The following is a 19,984-nucleotide window of genomic DNA, read 5'->3' on the forward strand; positions in this document are numbered from 1 at the left end:
AATATTACAATAATGAAAGAATAAAACTGAATTTAAACGGAATGAGCCCGACACAATATCGAGCTCATTATTATCAAAATTAATTATAAATTTGTCTAAAATTTTGGGTGCAGTCTATTTAGGACAGCTTCTCTAACAAACCAAAACAACTTAATTATTTTTCAATAAACTTCATTACTTTAACTTGATTGTCTTCATTATACGCTTTCTCAATATTAAATAAATAATTTGATTGTCACCTCAAAGTTGGTTAAAATCATTAAATTTAAACTACTAGAGAAAACTACTTTAGAAAAAGTCCAAATAAATTTGACGGCGTACAGTTGCATTTAAGTGCTTTTTTTTAACAAAGTCAAAGCTAAAAATTCTTAATTTGTTTTAAACTTCCATGTTTGACCTATTGCTTCTCCTCCTTTACCATCTTTAACTACGACTTTCCAATAATATTCTTTTGAAGGAACTACCGGTACGTTTAGAGTATTGGTTACTAAGTTTTCACTTACTTTTGATATCGGTGGATTATCTGCCCCAAAATAAACATCAAAAACAAGGATATCATTTACATCTACATCACTTGCTTTCCATTTTAATGTTGCTGTCGCTGTATTTAATACTGTGTTTAAAACAGGCTGCACTAATTCTGGAGAAAAAGGCAAATGATTTACCACTGCCTCTCCTTGTGTATAAAAATTGTACACCGAGGAATAATCACTTGACAAACTTTTATTATCCGTTGCTTTAACTCTCCAATAGTAAGCTACACCCTTCTCTAATAAGATATTTTGAGAGTTAGCTGGGCCTTCAAATGTCTTTACAATTTGCAAAAATTGATTGTCTTTTGCTACTTGTATTTCATAGGTTATGGGATCATTATTAGAATCTGTAGACACATTCCATTGAAAACTAACCAAATTATCTACACATAATTTATTATTTGCCGGAGCAACTAATATAGGTGCTGTGGGTGCTTCGTTTTTAGGCGTAGGCACTGGATCATCACCTCCTCCACAAGAGATTAACAAAAACCCAATGACAGCTACATATATAAACTTTTTTATTTTCATTTTTATTTTTTTATGATTTTCTGATATACAGGAGTGTCCAAATATATTTTTACAATATAAATTCCCGGAGATTCGTTTTCAAGGTTTAGCTGAACTTTTTCGTTTACAACAGAATAGGTACCTTTTGAAATTAATTGAGAGGTTAATGTGTACAAATCTATAACAACTTCTTTTCTGGAGATAGGCAATGTGATTTCAAATCTTCCGACTGTAGGATTTGGATAAGATGAAACCAACCCTAATAAATCATCTATTCCCTTGGAATAAATTCCTTCACATGGTTTAGCTGTTTTTACTTCCAACAAATCACCTTTTTTAATCTCTACTGAAAAAGTTGGAGAAGGGGTTTCAAATTGCACATTCCCATTTACAAAAATTTTGTAGGGGGATGTTCCTTCAACTATTTCAACTGCAACCTTGTTCGAAACAACACTTGATTTTCCCGTAACGGTTTTCCCTTTTGGAATAACAATCGTGAAACCTTGTTCAAAAGTTTCTCCCAGAACTGAAATAGAGCCATTATAAATACCAGGAGCTAAATTGGAGACTGACAAACTGTTATTAATAAAATCATAACTCTTCCCATTTATAGTAGCTACATAGGGATGTGTGATAGTAGCATTGATAGTTATTTCCCCATTATTTATATTTACACAAGTTTCGCCCTTTGATTGAATAGTGAAATTATTTGATGGCAAAGTAAAATTTTTATCGGCTAACAAGGATTTTTTATTTCCATATATTTTATAATCTCCCGCCGGAATGGTAATCAGCGTATTAACATTGGTAACATTAATAGAAGTATTGTCCATCAGGTTATACCAAATTCCGGTATAAGGAAAACCCGTAGCAACATTTTGAGTAGTAACATCAAAATTGGCAATAATCAAAACATCTTTGAGTTGGGTGTCAGACAAAACGCTATTAGTAATTTTGATATTTGGATATAACGAACTGGTGTTATTTATGGTTGCCGTCCCTAAAAACACGGGATCTGTTGTTTTCAAGGCAATCATTTTTGTCCAATCGGTATAGATTTTATTTCTATTGGCATCCCCTAGCCAGTTGTTTGTCCATTGCGGCTGTTGCTTAGTGTCCAGTTTACAATCTCCCGGAATTGTGGCAGAATTGTCGTTTACTGTTCCATTATTACAGCTGAAAATGGAGTTCTCCATTCCTAATTCACCAAAATGCCAAATCATCTTAGGCCCAGGGACCAGTAATGAAACAGCTCCTAAAGCAGACATTCTTGATAAGGCAACATTCAATGACTTTACGTTATGGGAAGCATTCGTACTATTCCCAAATTGTAAATTTTTGTACATCAATCGTTCTTCATCATGACTTTCGGCATAACCCATCAACCTATTTGCGGTGAATCCTCTACTGGCGCTAGTCATATTATAAATATTGCTAGCATAACCCATCGTCAAATTATTGTACTGATCCGTCATTTTTCCCCACATGATCACCCCTTTGCTAGGCGTTTCTGAAATTCTATAATTAGCCCACTGCTGTTCTTCTGTATTGGTTCCTAAATGTTCGAAAATAGTGTAATGTGTCGAGTCCAAACCCCAGGAATAATCGGCATAATCTTTTAAAATCGCAACCCGGTCGGCCTGATAGGCATTGGTACAGGCATCATCCCCAGAAGTGCAATTTTGTGTAAATCCTTTGGTCAAATCCCAACGAAATCCATCAATTTTATATTCCTGCACCCATTGTTTAATGACTCTTTTTACGTAGTTTTTGGTCATTGCTGAAGCGTGATTAAAATCTTCCCCCACACTATAACTGTGCTTTGCAGTAGTGTTGAAATACGGGTTTTCTGCTGTAGGTGAACCCCATCCGTCTCCATCAGGGTCATTCATCCACATCCTAACCATAGGATTTCTCCCGAAAGCGTGGTTAAGCGCCACATCAAGAACTACTGCTATTCCGTTTTGATGACATACATCTATCAGTTCTTTAAATTTACTTGAAGTTCCGTAAAACTTATCCAAAGCCATATGAAAAGAGGTGTTGTATCCCCAACTTTCATTTCCTTCAAATTCCATTATAGGCATTAGCTCTATGGCATTTATTTTTAGTTTTTTGAAATAATCGATACGGTCAATCAAATTCTGATAGCTTTTATTAACATCAAAATCACGAACCAAAACTTCATAAACCACCAATTTTTCTTTTTCGGGTTTCACAAAATTAGTTGTTGCAGTACTCCAAGAGTAAGCTGTCTGTCCTGTTTGCAGAACAGTGACTTCTCTTTCTTGCCCAACGGGATATACCGGGAGATTAGGATAATTAGCCGCAGGGATACCTGGGTCATCAAAAGGCGATAAAACCAAAGTCGAATACGGATCTGCGGTTTTCACTAAAGCTGGAGAACCTGCAAGAGGTGTTGCGTCTACCACCCAATATTGATAGGTATAATTTAAACCCGATGTCAATCCGGTTAATTCCAACCAAAACTTGCCTGAAACAGGGTCTTTTTTCATTCCATAGTTTGCACCAGGTTGCCAATTATTGAAACTTCCTGCCACATAAACAAAATCTTTTCCGGGCGCATCAAGAACTAAAGTTGCTTTTGTTGGCTCAGATGAACTATAATTTATCCCATCCTCAAGGCCAGCCGGCAACACTTGTGATATTGTTCCTGGATCTACAATTACAGTGAATTTTTTCGCGAGTGTAGTGACTCCTTGTGTTACTTCTAATTCATAGCTTTGATTGCCTGTAATATTTATATGAGTAAAAGAGTAGCCGGATGTACTTCCGTTTGTATTAATACTTACACCATTCGATTTTAGATTGTAAGCAGCTACTCCATTGGTATTATTAGCTGCAATACTTAAACTCCCTCCTGAGGTAATAATAGAGGAACTGTTTTGTAAAGGAGCTGTTAAATTAACTTGAAAAGCTCCAACTTCTACAAGTAAATCTTGTGATTTTTTATCTCCCGTTCCATCTTTAGCTTTTATCAAAAAACCTATTTTCCCTATCCCTGTTGTGTTGTAATAGGTTGTGGGTGTAATTGTTTTTGTATAAGTATCATTAGCCAAATTATAGGCAAACTTACTTGCTTCGTCAGAAACCGTCCAAGAACCATTAAGAGGTGTTCCTTTTTGAGTGGTGTCATTTATATCAAATGCCCATGCCCACATATATATAGCATTTCCAGTAACTCCCCAAGTCGCTTCATTTATACTATTCCCATTGATAGTAATAGTGATTGCCGTCGTTTCCTCAAAAGTGGCTGGACTAATACTGTACGTAACCGTTTGTTGCTGTGCAACTGCAGCAATTGAAAGGAAAAACAACAATAAAAGTATAGTTTTTTTCATGGCTTTTTATTTTATGAAAAAAGGGCTATCACAAAGATAACCCCTTCTTGTTATTAAAAAAATACTAGTTTTTAGTAAGCGTGTATTTGTAATTTCTTGGAGAGCTTAAATCAAGAGTTATCGTATATGTTCCAGCAGAAGAAACTTTAATGTTAGCTCCACCATACTCCAAGCTACCATTTGCACCATCATCACCGAAATTGATATCCCAAGCATCATTGGCTCTAAATTTCATTTCTGCCTGAGAAAGTGTTGCTGTAACTGTCCATAGTTTTGTAACTTTATTGTAAGTCATTGCAGTACTACCACCCCAGCCAGCTGGAGTTGCATCACCTATAATTCCCCATGCTGTTGCAGTAGCTTTATAAGTTAATTTTTCAGTATCAACCTCTAATTTGTAATAACCAGCAGCAGGAATTTTAAGATTTGCACCTTTAGGATCTAATGTTCCTGCAGTAGCTCCAGCAGCATACTCACCTTTCCATTCAGGGAAACTTGTAAATTTATATTCGGCATTAGCATCTTTAAAATTAACATATCCTTCAAAATCAACTTTACCATATCCAGAAGCAGAAAGCTGAGGAGACGAAGCAGGATCCCAATCTTTAGGATAGCCAGAAGCTACTGCATAACCACCCGGAACCCATAATTTAGGATTTTCAGTTGTATAAGGTGTAACAACAATTCCAACTATATTAGAATACATTGGAACTAAATCTCCAGCACTAGCTTTTACTCTTACTTCAAATTCACCCGGTACGAAAGGAGTTCCTTTTAATGACAATACAGCTCCATTCATTGACCCTATAGAAACAGAAACTTGATTCTCAGAAATTACGGATCCTATAGATTGTGGAGTTTTAAATTCATTTCCTTTTTTATCTATTTCTACGGCATACGTAACCTGTACATCTCCACCGTAGTTTGCCGATTTCCATGTGAAACGTTCTGCTTGTGCAGTTGCAGTTGCAGGCGTTAGTACATAAGCTGCACCAGCTGTAGGAGCAGTTAATACTGGAGCATCTACTCCTTCAATTACGGGTCTGTCCTGAACATCTTCAACGCTGCAAGACAAGGCAACTACCGCAAATAAAGCAATTATTGATTTAGTTATATTTTTCATTTTTATTGATTTTTTAAATTATTAGTATCCAGGGTTTTGTTGTAATTTACTGTTTGAGGCTAAAGCTGTAGCAGGAATAGGAAATAAATCTCTATACGATTGTGTTGGAGATCCGCCTGCTACCCCCCCTTTCCAAGGCCATAAATAATTACCTCCAGAAAATTTACCAAAACGAATTAAATCCGTTCTTCTGTGTCCTTCCCAGTGTAATTCTCTCGCTCTTTCGTCAAGAATAAAATCTAAAGTTAAATCTCCTTGACTTACTGCGGCACCTTTTGCTCTTGTTCTTAAATCATTAATATAAGCAGTAGCAATTGGCAAAGTTCCGCCAGCACCTCTTACGGCACATTCCGCATACATTAAATAAGCATCTGCCAAACGGAAAATTGGAAAATCAGCATCCGAAAAATTTCCTGCTTTATCTGAACCTTGAACACCGTTTTTATCTACGTTTCTAAATTTTTGAATTGCATACCCATCTGTAAAAGAACCAATATTTTTGATTTCTTTAGTTTGACCATTAGTATAAAATTGTCCACGAGTATCAGTAGTATTTGCATCAAACTTATCTACAAATGCAGCAGTAGTTCTGATACCAGCCCATCCTCCATTGATTCCAAATTCAGCTGCTTTCATTGTACCACCAACAGGAGCGTGCGTTAAGAAAGTAGTTCCGCCATACGTTTGAGTATGAAGACCATCAAAAGCTATAGCAAATATGAATTCATTTTGGGCTCCGTTTTTATCATTATCTGCCAAGAACAATTCATTGTAATTAGTGTGTAATGTATAAGTAGAACCTGTGACTTTTGTAATTAAAGCAACTGCCGCAGCATAATTATCAGTACCGATGTAGACTTTCGCATTCATATACAATTTAGCTTGCAACATCCAGGCAGCAGCCTGATCCACACGATAGGCCTCATTCGATTTTGGCGCTTTCAATAATGGAGTAATTGCAATCAACTCATCATCAACAAACTTGTACAACTCCGCTCTTGTAGCATACTCTGGATAGAAGAAGACACTAGGAGAATCTTCAGTTACCAAAGAACCACCACCAAACATATCCATTAAATGCCAATACGTCATTGCTCTTAAAAAACGGGCTTCTGCTCTGTAGGTTGCAATTTCTGCTTTCAAAGTAGCATCAATACCTCTGGCTGCTAATTTTTCTTCAGTAGTTTGACGTAAAAATTCATTACAGTTTACAATTTGAAAAGAGTAACGTGCAAAAACAGCCGTTATAAAACGATCCAAAGAAGTCCATGTTTGTGAGTGAAGATCTTTTATTGTTCCGTCATTCCAACCAATAAGCGCCTCATCAGTAGTTAATTCCTGTAACAACCAATATCCTCTAACATACTGACTTTCTCCTTCATCTATTCCAGAAATATCTGGAGAACCAGCGGCAGTTTGACCAGAGGTAGCAAATCCCGCATACAATTTAGCAAGATTTTGTTTATAGGATTCCGGTGTACTGAAAAATTGGTCACCCGGAATAGCATTAGCACTTTCTGGAGCTTGGTTCAAATCATTGGTACATGATGGAAATAATAGTACCAACAGCAACAAAGAAATACCCAATAATTTTATTTGTGTCTTTTTCATTTTTCTTGTTATTTGTATTAGAAATTAACGTTTAAACCTAACGTGAAAGTAATTGGTCTTGGATATAAATTATTATCTATACCTCCAGAAATCTCTGGATCTAATCCACTATAATCAGTAATTAACAAAACATTTTGAGCTGCTAAAGTTAATTTTACTAATGAAGTAGAATTCGGTTTTTGATTAAAAGTATATCCTACGCTAACATTATCCAATCTTATAAAAGCTGCATCTTGAATGTAATAATCCGACTCATATCTTTTAGTGTCTTGAGTCGTAAAACCCGTTTCCAAAATATTGGCAACACCATTAGACAAGTCCGTTTCTCTTAATAATATATTTTGGTAAGAACCTTTGCTTGAATCAATATTATTGTAATTAAAATTACCCCAAGATCCTCTCCAGTTCATTCCAAAATCAAAATTTTTGTAAGTTACACTTGTATTGAAACCGTAAAATACATCAGCCGCTGGCTTGTGAAAACGGTATTTGTCTTGTTCAGTAATGATTCCGTCTTTGTTTCTGTCAATATACACGCCATCAAGTGGTTTTCCATCAGCTCCATAAGCTTGCTCATATACATAAAACGAACTTGGTGCATAACCAACTTGATGATTTTGAATCGTGTTTCCTGTAGCTCCTTCATAACCTCCTACATTAATACCTGGCGTATTTGGCAAAGTAGTAGTTAACTTAGTAATTTTAGAATCTTGAAAAGTAACGTTTCCACCTATTCTCCATTCTAAATCATCAGTACGAACTGGAACAACTTCACCTGATAGTTCAATACCTTTATTTTCTATAGTTCCTACATTATAATTGTCATAATTAGAAAATCCAAAGAAAGATGGGTTTTGAGTGTACAATAATAAATCCTCAGTGGTTCTTTTATATAAATCAACAGTACCATTAATTCTATTATTAAAAAAACCATAATCAAGACCTGCATTGAGAGTAGTCGTCTCTTCCCATTTCAAATTACTGTTATAGGGTTGTGGTCTAAATGTATTGTAAAATGTATTACCAAATTGGTATTGTGCTTGACTATTAGACACTAAATACAAAGGAATAGATGGGTAACTCACTCCAATATCTTGTTGTCCGGTTACACCCCAACCTCCCCTAAGTTTTAAGGTAGAGACACTAGACACCTCTTTTAAGAAATTTTCTTCATTTAATTTCCAAGCTACAGCAACTGCAGGGAAATTTGCCCAACGGTTTGACTCTGTAAACCTAGAGGTACCATCGCGTCTATAAGACAAAGTCAATAAGTATTTATCAGCAATGGCAATATTTGTTCTCGCAAAAAAGGATTGCAAGTTGACACGTGATGGAACCGGAACTCCAGGTGTTGAAATTTTATTTTCAAAATTATAAGAAGAACCGTCATTAATATCTCTAAAATCTTGGTACGAATAACCTCCCGTCAAATCAATTTGCGTATTAATTGATTCTACTTTTTTATTGTAGTTCAAATACAAATCCATCAATTTATTATTTCTTGAACCTGTATTTTCATATGAATTATTATATCCAGAACCTGGAAGTCCATTTAGATAATTAGCATCTGTATTCCCATAAGATCTTCCGCTTAACTGATCGTATCCAAAGTTAGCTACTGCTTTCAATTCTGGTAAGAAGTGCATTTTATATTCCGTTTGAATATTTCCAATACTTCTGTAAGAAGTTCCAAAATTATTCTGTTGATTTATAATCGATAATGGATTTCTACCTGCTAGTTGGTTAATTTGCGTTGGCGTAGTATACCATTGAAAATAAGTACCATCAGCATTTGTTACTACTTGAGTAGGATCAAAACTAATAGCAGAACCAATTGCACCACGATTACTGTAATTATTTTTAATTAAGGAAGTGTTATTATTCAATTCAATTTTCAAATGTTTGTCCAAGAAATTTCCAGTTACACCAACTCCAAGAGTCGTTCTCTGCATGTTATCTCTTTTCAAAATTCCATTTAAATTAGCATACCCAACAGAAGCCCTGTAAACTACATTATCAACACCACCACTTAAAGCGATATTGTGATCCGTACCAATAGCTGTTCTGTAAATCTCATTTTGCCAATCTGTGTCCGCAGCACCTACTAAAGCTTGTTGCACTGGCGTACCATGAGCGGTAATAAAATCTCTAAATTGGGTAGGTGTCAAAGCATCAACTTTTTTAGTAATTTCAGATACCTGTAGGTTCCCGTTATAACTCACTTGCATATCGCCAGCTTTACCTTTTTTGGTAGTAATAATAATTACCCCATTCGAAGCGCGAGATCCATAAATAGCAGTCGCTGAAGCATCTTTTAATACCGAAATAGATTCAATATTATTCTGGTTGATTGTTGACAATGGGTTTCTTCCTCCATTGATACCACCAGCTGCAACCGGAACACCGTCAATTACATATAAAGGATCATTACTAGCAGACAATGAAGAACCACTTCTGATTCTTATTGTCGCTCCTTCACCAGGAGAGCCACCTCCATTAATGATTTGCAAACCGGCAACTTTCCCTTGAATCATTTGATCCGCAGAGGTAACCGGTCCTTTATTAAAATCCTTTGTGGTTAAAACTGTTACCGCACCTGTTGCGTCTTTTTTCTTAACAGTTCCATAACCTACTTGAACCACAACTTCTTTCAGTTGATTTGCATCTTCTTCCAAAGAAACATTTAATGATTTTTGAGTATTATAACTAACAACAGTATTTTTGTAACCAATAAAAGAAAACACGACTTTATCGCCTTTCGTAACATTTGATAACTGATATTTACCATCAAAATCTGTTGAAACACCATTTGCGGCGCCTTGAACATTTACATTTACTCCCGGAATTGGTTGTCCTGACGCTTTGTCAAGAACAACACCATTAAGAGTATTCTGAGCAAGAATACTAAAAGGCAGTAACAGTAATAAAAATAACAACTTTTTATAAATTGCTTTCATACTTTTTGTTTAAATTAATTTGAGTTTTGGTTGTTTTTTAAGTTTTAATTTTACTTCGAATTTCAAAATTAAGTAAATATTAACATGCCCGACAGCAGCACTTTTCAATCGACTTACGAAAACGTGATAGTGTTGAAAACTTTGTATTTTATCTTGACATTTACTGAGAAAATTACAATAAATAAAAAAAAATCTTACCTTTATTACGAATTGAATATTATAACATTATTATCATGAAAAGAAAAGTCACCCTTAAACAAATTGCAAAAGAGCTTGACGTATCCATTTCAACCGTTTCTAAATCGCTTAGAAACAGTCCCGAAATAGGGGAAGAAACCAGACTTAAAGTTCAGGCATTTGCCAAATTTTACCACTACAAGCCCAACAATATTGCACTCAGTTTAAAAAACAGAAAAACAAAAACTATTGGAATTATTATTCCGGAAATAGTGCATCATTTCTTTTCAACCGTTATTAATGGAATCGAACAAGTTGCAAACGAAAACGGGTACAGCGTGATTATCTGTTTATCGGATGATTCTTTTGATAAAGAAGTACTTAATATGGAAATGCTTGCCAACGGAAGCATTGATGGATTCATTATGTCACTTTCAAAAGAAACTCAATTCAAGGGTGATTTTCATCATATTACCGAAGTTATCGATCAAGGAATGCCTGTTGTAATGTTTGACAGGGTTACCAATGAAATTCTTTGTGACAAAGTAATCATAGACGACAAACTTGCCGCTTACGAAGCGGTTCAAAGTTTGATAGATAAAGGAAGAAAAAAAATCGCCCTTGTTACAACTGTTGATTATGTAAGTGTGGGCAAACTTCGAACTGATGGCTACGTAAAAGCTTTATTAGACAATGACATCCCATTTGATGAGAACCTAATCATCAAAATTGAGAATGTTGATACGTGCGAAATCACTATTGGAAGATTGCTTGAAGATAAGGCTATTGACGCCGTATTTGCAGTCAATGAGCTTTTTGCAGTAACCATAATTAAAACTGCGAATAAAATAGGATTGGATGTCCCAAAAGATTTGGCTGTAATTGCCTTCACAGACGGAATCATTTCTAAATATTCAACCCCAACTATCACAACCGTTAGTCAAAGCGGAATAAAAATGGGAAATAGAGCCGCAAAAATGCTAATAGAAAGATTAGAAGCCGAACAGGATGATGATGAAGAAAATTACAAAACAGAAGTAATTGAAACCCATTTAATCGAAAGAGAATCTACCAATTAATAAATAGTGATATCTAATTTATTCATTACTACAACCTTGTAGTTGCTAATCTTTTACTTTATTTGTTTCTAAAAAGTAAAAGATTAGAATAAATTTTTATATTTACCCCTCAAAACTTTTACTTTTACTTCGAAAACAAGATAAGTTTTGATAAGCAAAGCGCTTATCGTATAATAACTAAATTACGATAATGGAAAAGCGTAAATTAAGTTTCTGGCAAATTTGGAACATGAGTTTCGGTTTCTTAGGAATACAGATGGGTTTCGCCCTTCAAAATGCTAATGCCAGTAGAATTCTTCAGATTTTTGGTGCAGACATTCATGAATTGTCCTGGTTTTGGATCATTGCTCCTTTGATGGGACTTATTGTGCAACCTGTAATAGGCCATTATAGCGACAAAACATGGGGGAAATTCGGAAGACGAAAGCCTTTCTTTTTAGTAGGTGCTTTGTTAGCCTCTATTGGTCTAATATTAATGCCACAAGCCGAAATTTTCATTGCGCTTCTACCCGCCTTATGGGTTGGTGCCGGAATGTTAATGATTATGGACGCCTCTTTCAATATTGCCATGGAGCCTTTCAGAGCTTTAGTGGGAGATAATTTAAGAACTGACCAAAGAACATTGGGGTTTAGTATACAAACCGCTTTAATTGGTTTTGGAGCCGTTATTGGTTCTTGGTTACCTTATGTTTTAACCAATTGGTTTGGCGTTCCAAACAGGAATGAAGACGGTGGCGTTCCCATGCACTTGATTTTATCTTTCGTGATAGGAGCTGCTATTCTAGTAGTTTCTATTCTGGTTTCCATTTTTTCTGCCAAAGAATATTCCCCGGAAGAATTAGCACAGTTTCAAGATGAAATGGCGCATCAGGAAACTAAAGTGGCTGATACCAATCCAAAAGAGTCCAGTTTACTAGACATTTTTGATGATTTCAGAAAAATGCCTACTACAATGCGACAATTGAGCTGGGTACAATTTTTCTCTTGGTTTGGTCTATTTGGCATGTGGGTTTTCACTACTCCTGCAATAGCCCATCATATCTATGGTTTACCCATTTCGGACAACAAAAGTGAAGCCTATCAAAACGCAGGTGACTGGGTTGGAGTGCTATTTGGTATTTACAATTTGGTTTCTGCTTTCTATGCCTTTGCTCTACCGTATATCGCAAAAAAATTCGGAAGAAAATTAACGCATTCTATCTCCTTAATTATTGGAGGAATCGGATTAATCTCTATCTATTTTGTACCCAATGAAAACTGGCTTGTCTTATCTATGATTGGTGTTGGAATCGCTTGGGCAAGCATTTTATCTATGCCGTATGCCATATTAGCAGGATCCATTTCCCCTATGAAAATGGGAGTTTACATGGGTATCTTCAACTTCTTTGTTGTTATTCCCCAAATTATAAATGCCTTAATAGGCGGACCATTAGTTAAATATCTATACCATGACAATGCCATATTTGCATTAGTTACCAGTGGTATCAGCTTCTTGATTGCTGCAATTTTAGTTGTTAAAGTGAAAGATGTTGATGACGTAATAAAAAAAAATAATGAATAAAAAAGCATTTATATTCGACCTGGACGGAGTGATTGTCGACACGGCTAAATACCATTATTTAGCTTGGCAAAAAATTGCCTCTGAATTAAATATCGAATTTACACCCGAACACAATGAATTATTAAAAGGAGTCAGCCGCGTGCGTTCTTTGGATATTATACTAGAATTAGGAAAAGTGGAAGCTTCGCAAGAAGACAAAGACAAATGGCTAGTTCAAAAAAACAAGGATTATTTATCCTATTTAGTTGACATGAACGAAAGCGAAATACTTCCGGGGGTTTTTCCGGTTTTGCGATTTCTAAAAGAAAAAGGCCAACCAATCGCATTGGGTTCTGCCAGTAAAAATGCCAGACCAATTCTAGAAAAAACAGGACTATTATCCTATTTTGATGCTATTGTAGATGGAAATGATGTGACCAATGCAAAACCAGATCCGGAAGTCTTCTTGATTGCTGCCAAATTATTAAATGTTAATCCAGAACACGCTATTGTTTTTGAAGATTCGGTTGCAGGAGTTCAAGCAGCTAATATTGGAAAAATGACGAGTATAGGAATCGGTGCTGCAACAGTGCTACACGAAGCAAAATACATCTTTAAAGATTTTACGGAAATAGACACCAACTTCATAGAAGATTTAATTAAAAAATAAAAAAGATAGAATAAAAAGAAACGAGAGGCTGGACAAATTGAGGTAAAAACCAAACACTCTAAACGTCTCAACCTTACACTTTTTAAACTTTAAACAAAGGAAAAAATGAACCAAGATTATATAAAACCAGACAATTGGTCTATCATAGAAGAAGGATTTGATGTAGAGAGCGTAAAATCATCTGAGAGTCTGTTCAGTATTGGTAACGGAGCGATGGGACAACGTGCTAATTTTGAAGAAACCTATACTGGAAAAACATTCCAGGGAAGTTATATTGCAGGAATTTATTATCCGGATAAAACCAAAGTGGGCTGGTGGAAAAACGGATATCCGGAATATTTCGCCAAAGTTTTAAACGCTCCAAACTGGATTGGAATTGATATCGAAATCAACGGAGAAAAACTGGATTTGAATACCTGTTCAGAAGTCAAGAACTTTCGCCGTGAATTGAATATGAAAGAAGGTTGGTACAACCGTTCTTTTGAAGCGACTTTAAAAAATGGAACAGAAATTTCGGTAAACATCCGTCGTTTTCTATCTATTGTTTTGGATGAAGTTGGAGTTATTAATTACGAAATCATCCCTTTAAACAAAGATTCAAAAATAATTTACAAACCGTATATCGACGCTGGTGTAACCAATGAAGATGCCAACTGGGAAGAAAAATTCTGGGAACCGCTTGACGTAAAAAAATCTGGAAATGAAGCTTTTGTAACGGCTCAAACGTTCAAAACGCATTTCAAAGTAACTACTTTCATGCAGAATAGTATTTTGTCAAATGGCGAAAAAACAGCTATTTCACCTTCAAATATTGATGCAACTGCAGACAAAATTCAATTTAGTTACGATGTTATAGTGGCTCAAGGCCAAAAATCATCTATCCAAAAAACTGGTGGTTATACCGTTTCATTGAATCATGAAAACACAATTACCGCCGCCGAAAAAGTAATCCAATCTGCGTTAGCAAAAGGATACAATCAAATATTGCAAGACCAAATTGATGCTTGGGCAAAAATTTGGGAAATGTCAGATATTACAATTGATGGCGATGTAAAAGCACAGCAAGGAATCCGTTTCAATATTTTTCAGTTGAACCAAACCTATTTAGGAAAAGACAGCCGATTGAATATTGGACCAAAAGGATTTACCGGCGAGAAATACGGCGGATCTACTTATTGGGATACCGAAGCGTATTGCATTCCGTTCTATATGGCGACCAAAGATCAGGAAGTAGCTCGAAATTTATTGACCTACCGCTACAATCAATTGGACAAAGCCATTGAAAATGCCACCAAATTAGGATTTACTAACGGTGCTGCTTTGTATCCAATGGTAACGATGAACGGCGAAGAATGTCATAACGAATGGGAAATTACTTTTGAAGAAATTCATAGAAATGGAGCCATCGCATTTGCCATTTATAACTTTTACAGATACACTGGCGATTACAGTTACATTCCTGAAAAAGGGTTGGAAGTATTAATAGGAATCGCTCGTTTTTGGCATCAAAGAGCAAATTTTTCGACTAATCTAAACCAATACGTAATTCTGGGTGTTACAGGTCCAAATGAATACGAGAACAACGTAAACAATAATTTCTACACCAATTATATTGCAAAATGGTGTTTGGAATATACCTACGAACAAATTCAAAAAGTGTCTCTGGAATATCCTTCGGATCATAAAAGAATTACCGAAAAAGTAAAAATATCGGATTCCGAATTACAATCTTGGAAAAAAGTTTCGGATAATATGTACTTCCCTTTTTCTGAAGAACATAACGTTTACTTGCAACAAGACGGTTTCTTGGACAAAGATTTAGTTAGAGTGGCCGATTTAGACAAAACCCAAAGACCCATCAACCAAAAATGGTCTTGGGACAGAATTTTGCGTTCGCCTTATATCAAACAAGCCGATGTTTTACAGTGTTTCTATTTCTTCGAAGATCATTTTTCGAAAGAAGAACTGAAAAATAATTTTGAATTTTACGAATCCTTTACGGTTCATGAAAGTTCACTTTCACCTTGTGTACACTCGATTCAGGCCGCTTTATTGGACAAAATGGATATGGCGTATACGTTCTATTTGAGAACTTCTCGTCTGGATTTAGACGATTACAATAAAGAAGTGGAAGAAGGGTGCCATATTACATCTATGGCCGGAACTTGGATGAGTATCGTGGAAGGTTTTGGCGGAATGAGAATTAAAGAAGACAAACTTCATTTTTCTCCAAAAATCCCAAAAGAATGGAACGGTTATTCTTTTAAAATTAACTTTAGAAACCAAATTCTGAAAGTGGCCATTAATCACAAGGAAACAACATTTTCAATAGATGGTGACAAGGAATTAGCGATAGTCGTAAATGATAAAAATATAATTGTAACAGCAGAAAATTTAGCTACTGTTTAAAAAATTAATGGTTAGAACTTGTAGTTAATTCAAATCATTTAATCCAAAGCCTAGCCAGGCTTACAGACAATCCCAATAAACATTGGGATTGTTTAATTGATAGGAGCCCAAAATCAAAATTTATTATTTGTATTTTTTTTAAATTAGGTTTCTTACTCTAAGTACTAGCATTATTTAAATGGCAGTAAAATTTTAATGTCAAAAAAAATAATTTAACAATGAATAAAATTGATACATTACCCCTCATAAATAAAAGCTCTCTAAAAAAAATAACCTTATTCCTTTTTTTTATGTCTTTATCATTAAACGCACAAATTCAAAGAATTGAACCGCCTTTTTGGTATGCGGGCATGAAAAATTCAGAATTACAAATTATGTTTTACGGTAAAAACATAGCAGAATATCAAGTTACGGTATCTAATGCAATAAAAATTACCAATATTAAGAGAACGGAAAATCCTAACTACATTTTTGTAACCATCGATACTAAAAAAGTATCGCCAACTGATTTGATTTTTTCTTTCAAAAACAACAATAAAGAGTCGTTCATTCAAAAATATGCTTTAAAGAAAAGAAGAGACAATTCAGCTCAACGCAAAAGTTACGATGCTTCGGATGTGATGTATTTGTTGATGCCGGATCGTTTTGCAAATGGAAACAGGGATAACGATAGCGAAGACGCCACTACAGAAAAATTTAATCGCGAATTACCCGGAGGAAGACACGGTGGCGACATTGAAGGAATTATAAAAAATCTGGATTATATTTCCTCACTAGGCGCTACAACGATATGGAGTACACCACTTTGCGAAGACAATGACGCTGCTTTTTCTTATCATACGTATGGTCAATCTGATGTTTACAAAATAGATCCGAGATACGGAACTAATGAAGATTATGTGCGATTGTCTGCCGAAATGCATAAGAAAAACATGAAATTAGTGATGGATTACGTGACTAATCATTGGGGAATTGAACATTGGATGATGAAAGATTTACCCACGCGCGAATGGATCAATCAGTTTGATAAATATACCCAAACCAATCATAAAAGAACGGTTATAAACGATACGCATGCCTCTAAAATTGATACCGAAACATGCCTGAACGGTTGGTTTGCACCATCAATGCCGGATTTAAACTTATCGAATCCTTTGGCATTAAAATACCTGATTCAAAATGCAATTTGGTGGATTGAATATGCCGATTTGGATGGATTTAGAGTAGATACGTTTAATTATTCCGACCCAAAAGGAATTGCAAAATGGACAAAATCGGTTACTGATGAATACCTTAATTTTAATATTGTAGGTGAAGTCTGGATGCAAAGCCAAGCACAGATATCGTATTGGCAAAAAGACAGCCCGATAAGTAAAATACAAAACTACAATTCCAATTTACCTACTGTAATGGACTTTACTTTATACGAGGCAACCAGTAAAGCATTCAATGAAGACGATGGTTCTTGGGACAAAGGAATGATGAAATTATATGATAATTTCACCAATGACTTTCTTTATCCAAACACCAACAATATGTTAATTTTTGTTGAAAATCATGACACCAATCGTTTCAATCAGACGTACGGAAATGACATCCGAAAATACAAAATGGCAATGGGTTTAATGGCAACGGTTCGCGGAATTCCACAATTGTATTACGGCAGTGAAATTGGTATGACCGGAGACAAAGGCAAAGGTGATGCTGATATCCGTCAAGACTTTCCCGGTGGTTGGGAAAGTGATGAAAATAATGCTTTCATTAAAGAAGGAAGAACTGCGGGACAAAGTGACTATTTTGATTATACTTCCAAATTATTCAATTGGAGAAAAACAAAATCGGTCGTTCATTTTGGGAAGATGACGCATTACATCCCTGAAAACAATGTATATGCTTATTTTAGGTACAATACTAATGAAACTGTCATGGTTCTAATGAACAACAGCAATGAAACCCACACCGTAAATACGCATCGTTTTAAAGAAAATATCAAAGATTTCAAAACCGGAAAGGATGTAATTTCTGAATTAACATTTGACATCACAAACGAAATAATAATAGAACCAAAATCGGTTTTGATTTTAGAATTGAAGTAATTTAAATCCTATAAGACATTTAAGAAAATATAAGAGATCCCTCAAACATAAATGAACTCATAATTTATATGTTTCAAAAAAAATCAATCATTTAATTATAAAAAAAATGAAAAAATATTCAATTCCGTTTTTACTATTAACTATAACAATTTTAATCAGTTGTTCCAGTACAAAAGCTGTTTCTGAGAGCGCTAAAACGCCTTTCGTTTGGGAAGGAGCGAATGTTTATTTCCTAATGACAGACCGTTTTAATAATGGTGACACTTCGAATGACATAAACTTCAACAGAACTAAAACACCAGGAAAACTTCGTGGATTTGAAGGTGGTGACATCAAAGGAATTTCAAAAAAAATTGACGAAGGTTATTTTGATAAACTGGGAATTAATGCCATTTGGTTTACCCCAATAGTGGAACAAATTCACGATGGGGTAGATGAAGGAACGGGATTAAGCTATGGCTTTCATGGGTATTGGGCCAAAGATTGGACGAACTTAGACCCTAATTTTGGCACAAAAAAAGATTTAGCTGCATTAGTAGAGAAAGCACATGCACACGGAATCCGAATCATTCTGGACGGTGTTATCAATCATACCGGACCAGTAACGGCTGAGGATACGGTTTGGCCAAATGACTGGGTGAGAACGGGGCCAATTTGCGATTATAAATCCTTTGCAAATACTACCGCTTGTACTTTGGTAGCGAATCTTCCGGATGTAAAAACAGAGAGCAATCAAAATGTCGCTTTGCCGCCTTTTCTAATCGAAAAATGGAAAAAAGAAGGGCGTTACGAACAAGAAATGAAAGAATTGGATGCGTTTTTTATTCGTACAGGATATCCAAGAGCACCCAAATATTACATCATCAAATGGTTGACCGATTATATTGCTGATTATGGAATTGACGGCTACAGAGGCGATACTGTAAAACATACGGACGAAACGGTTTGGGCCGATTTTAAATCCCAATGTAACTATACTTTTGAAAATTGGAAGAAAAACAACCCGACAAAAGTTTTAGACAATAATGCTTTTTATACGATCGCCGAAGTCTATAATTATGGAATCAGCGGTGGCCAAATTTTTGATTTTGGAGATAAAAAAGTAAACTATTACAAAAATGGATTCAATAACATGATCAATTTCGAATTCAAATGGGATGCCAAAAAAGACTATGAATTTATCTTCTCTAAATATTCTGATAAGTTGAATAATGAACTGAAAGGTTACAGTGTTTTGAACTATTTATCTTCCCATGATGATGGCGGTCCTTTTGACGCAAAACGTACTAAAAGCAAAGAAGCCGGAACAAAATTATTACTGAGTCCGGGACTTTCACAAGTATATTACGGAGATGAATCTGCGCGTTCATTAGTAGTTGAAGGAACTCAAGGCGACGCAACATTGCGTTCCTTCATGAATTGGGACGATATCCAATCAAATCCTGAAACACAAAAAATAGTGCTGCATTGGCAGAAATTAGGTCAATTCAGAAAAAATCATCCTTCTATTGGAGCCGGAATTCATAAGCAAATTTCACCTCAACCCTATACTTTTAGTAGAGCTTTTACCAAAGGAAATTATTCAGATGCTGTAGTTATTGGTCTGGATTTACCGATTGGTAAAAAAGAACTTGCCGTTGGTTCCGTTTTTAAAGATGGAGCTAAAGTAAGAGATGCTTATTCCGGAAAAACAGGAATTGTTTCTGACGGAAAAGTTTCATTTGACACTAATTTTTCATTATTATTAATTGAAAATCAGTAATCTTTAGATTTTTATTTTCATAAAAAAGAGGTTGTCTAAATTGAACTGCCCCCAAATAATTAGACATTATCTGGGGGTATTTTTATGGAAAGAAAAGTCAGTTACAATTATGAATTTAAACTTCGCTGTGTAAATGAAGTTTTAAAAAATCGTCA

General features: G+C 35.3%; 12 protein-coding genes. 7 read left to right on the forward strand and 5 right to left on the reverse strand.

Annotated elements, in window-relative coordinates; all coding sequences use genetic code 11:
• A partial coding sequence (locus tag ACNQGG_RS16810; protein ID WP_417965007.1) for an IS3 family transposase occupies nt 1-83 on the forward strand: 83 nt, incomplete at its 5' end.
• 285 nt (nt 84-368) lie between these two features.
• Here ACNQGG_RS16810 and ACNQGG_RS16815 read toward each other — a convergent pair.
• The 5 genes from ACNQGG_RS16815 to ACNQGG_RS16835 all read right to left on the reverse strand — a co-directional run bounded on the left by ACNQGG_RS16815 (nt 369) and on the right by ACNQGG_RS16835 (nt 10,096).
• Nucleotides 369-1,064 carry a fibronectin type III domain-containing protein gene (locus tag ACNQGG_RS16815; protein ID WP_417965933.1) on the reverse strand — a complete coding sequence of 232 codons (696 nt, stop codon included), beginning with the start codon at nt 1,062-1,064 and terminating at the stop codon, nt 369-371.
• A gap of 2 nt (nt 1,065-1,066) precedes the next feature.
• Nucleotides 1,067-4,405, reverse strand: coding sequence for an alpha-amylase family glycosyl hydrolase (locus tag ACNQGG_RS16820; protein WP_417965935.1), 3,339 nt, complete (start codon nt 4,403-4,405; stop codon nt 1,067-1,069).
• A 64-nt stretch (nt 4,406-4,469) separates the two neighbouring features.
• Nucleotides 4,470-5,528, reverse strand: coding sequence for a SusE domain-containing protein (locus ACNQGG_RS16825; RefSeq protein WP_417965937.1), 1,059 nt, complete (start codon nt 5,526-5,528; stop codon nt 4,470-4,472).
• Between the two features lie 21 nt (nt 5,529-5,549).
• The gene (locus ACNQGG_RS16830) at nt 5,550-7,139 is read right to left on the reverse strand and encodes a RagB/SusD family nutrient uptake outer membrane protein (protein ID WP_417965939.1); all 1,590 of its coding nucleotides are present in this window, start codon (nt 7,137-7,139) and stop codon (nt 5,550-5,552) included.
• Nucleotides 7,140-7,156: 17 nt separating this feature from the next.
• On the reverse strand, nt 7,157-10,096 hold the full coding sequence (locus ACNQGG_RS16835) for a SusC/RagA family TonB-linked outer membrane protein (protein ID WP_417965942.1): 2,940 nt from the start codon (nt 10,094-10,096) through the stop codon (nt 7,157-7,159).
• Between the two features lie 233 nt (nt 10,097-10,329).
• Here ACNQGG_RS16835 and ACNQGG_RS16840 point away from each other — a divergent pair, with 233 nt between their 5' ends.
• The 6 genes from ACNQGG_RS16840 to ACNQGG_RS16865 all read left to right on the forward strand — a co-directional run bounded on the left by ACNQGG_RS16840 (nt 10,330) and on the right by ACNQGG_RS16865 (nt 19,829).
• Nucleotides 10,330-11,352 carry a LacI family DNA-binding transcriptional regulator gene (locus tag ACNQGG_RS16840; protein WP_417965944.1) on the forward strand — a complete coding sequence of 341 codons (1,023 nt, stop codon included), beginning with the start codon at nt 10,330-10,332 and terminating at the stop codon, nt 11,350-11,352.
• A 190-nt stretch (nt 11,353-11,542) separates the two neighbouring features.
• The gene (locus ACNQGG_RS16845) at nt 11,543-12,913 is read left to right on the forward strand and encodes an MFS transporter (RefSeq protein WP_417965946.1); all 1,371 of its coding nucleotides are present in this window, start codon (nt 11,543-11,545) and stop codon (nt 12,911-12,913) included.
• A complete protein-coding gene (gene pgmB / locus ACNQGG_RS16850; protein WP_417965948.1) occupies nt 12,906-13,562 on the forward strand; it encodes a beta-phosphoglucomutase in 657 nt (218 codons plus the stop codon). Before ACNQGG_RS16845 ends, pgmB begins: the two co-directional genes overlap by 8 nt.
• 105 nt (nt 13,563-13,667) lie before the next feature.
• Nucleotides 13,668-15,971, forward strand: coding sequence for a glycoside hydrolase family 65 protein (locus tag ACNQGG_RS16855; RefSeq protein WP_417965950.1), 2,304 nt, complete (start codon nt 13,668-13,670; stop codon nt 15,969-15,971).
• 290 nt (nt 15,972-16,261) lie between these two features.
• Nucleotides 16,262-18,067 (forward strand): glycoside hydrolase family 13 protein, encoded by a 1,806-nt coding sequence (locus ACNQGG_RS16860; protein WP_417965952.1) that lies wholly within the window; start codon nt 16,262-16,264, stop codon nt 18,065-18,067.
• A 106-nt stretch (nt 18,068-18,173) separates the two neighbouring features.
• Nucleotides 18,174-19,829 carry an alpha-amylase family glycosyl hydrolase gene (locus ACNQGG_RS16865; RefSeq protein WP_417965954.1) on the forward strand — a complete coding sequence of 552 codons (1,656 nt, stop codon included), beginning with the start codon at nt 18,174-18,176 and terminating at the stop codon, nt 19,827-19,829.
• The last annotated feature ends 155 nt before the right edge of the window (nt 19,830-19,984 follow it).

Origin of the sequence: Flavobacterium esculini, assembly GCF_048284325.1 — a bacterium.
GTDB lineage: Bacteria > Bacteroidota > Bacteroidia > Flavobacteriales > Flavobacteriaceae > Flavobacterium.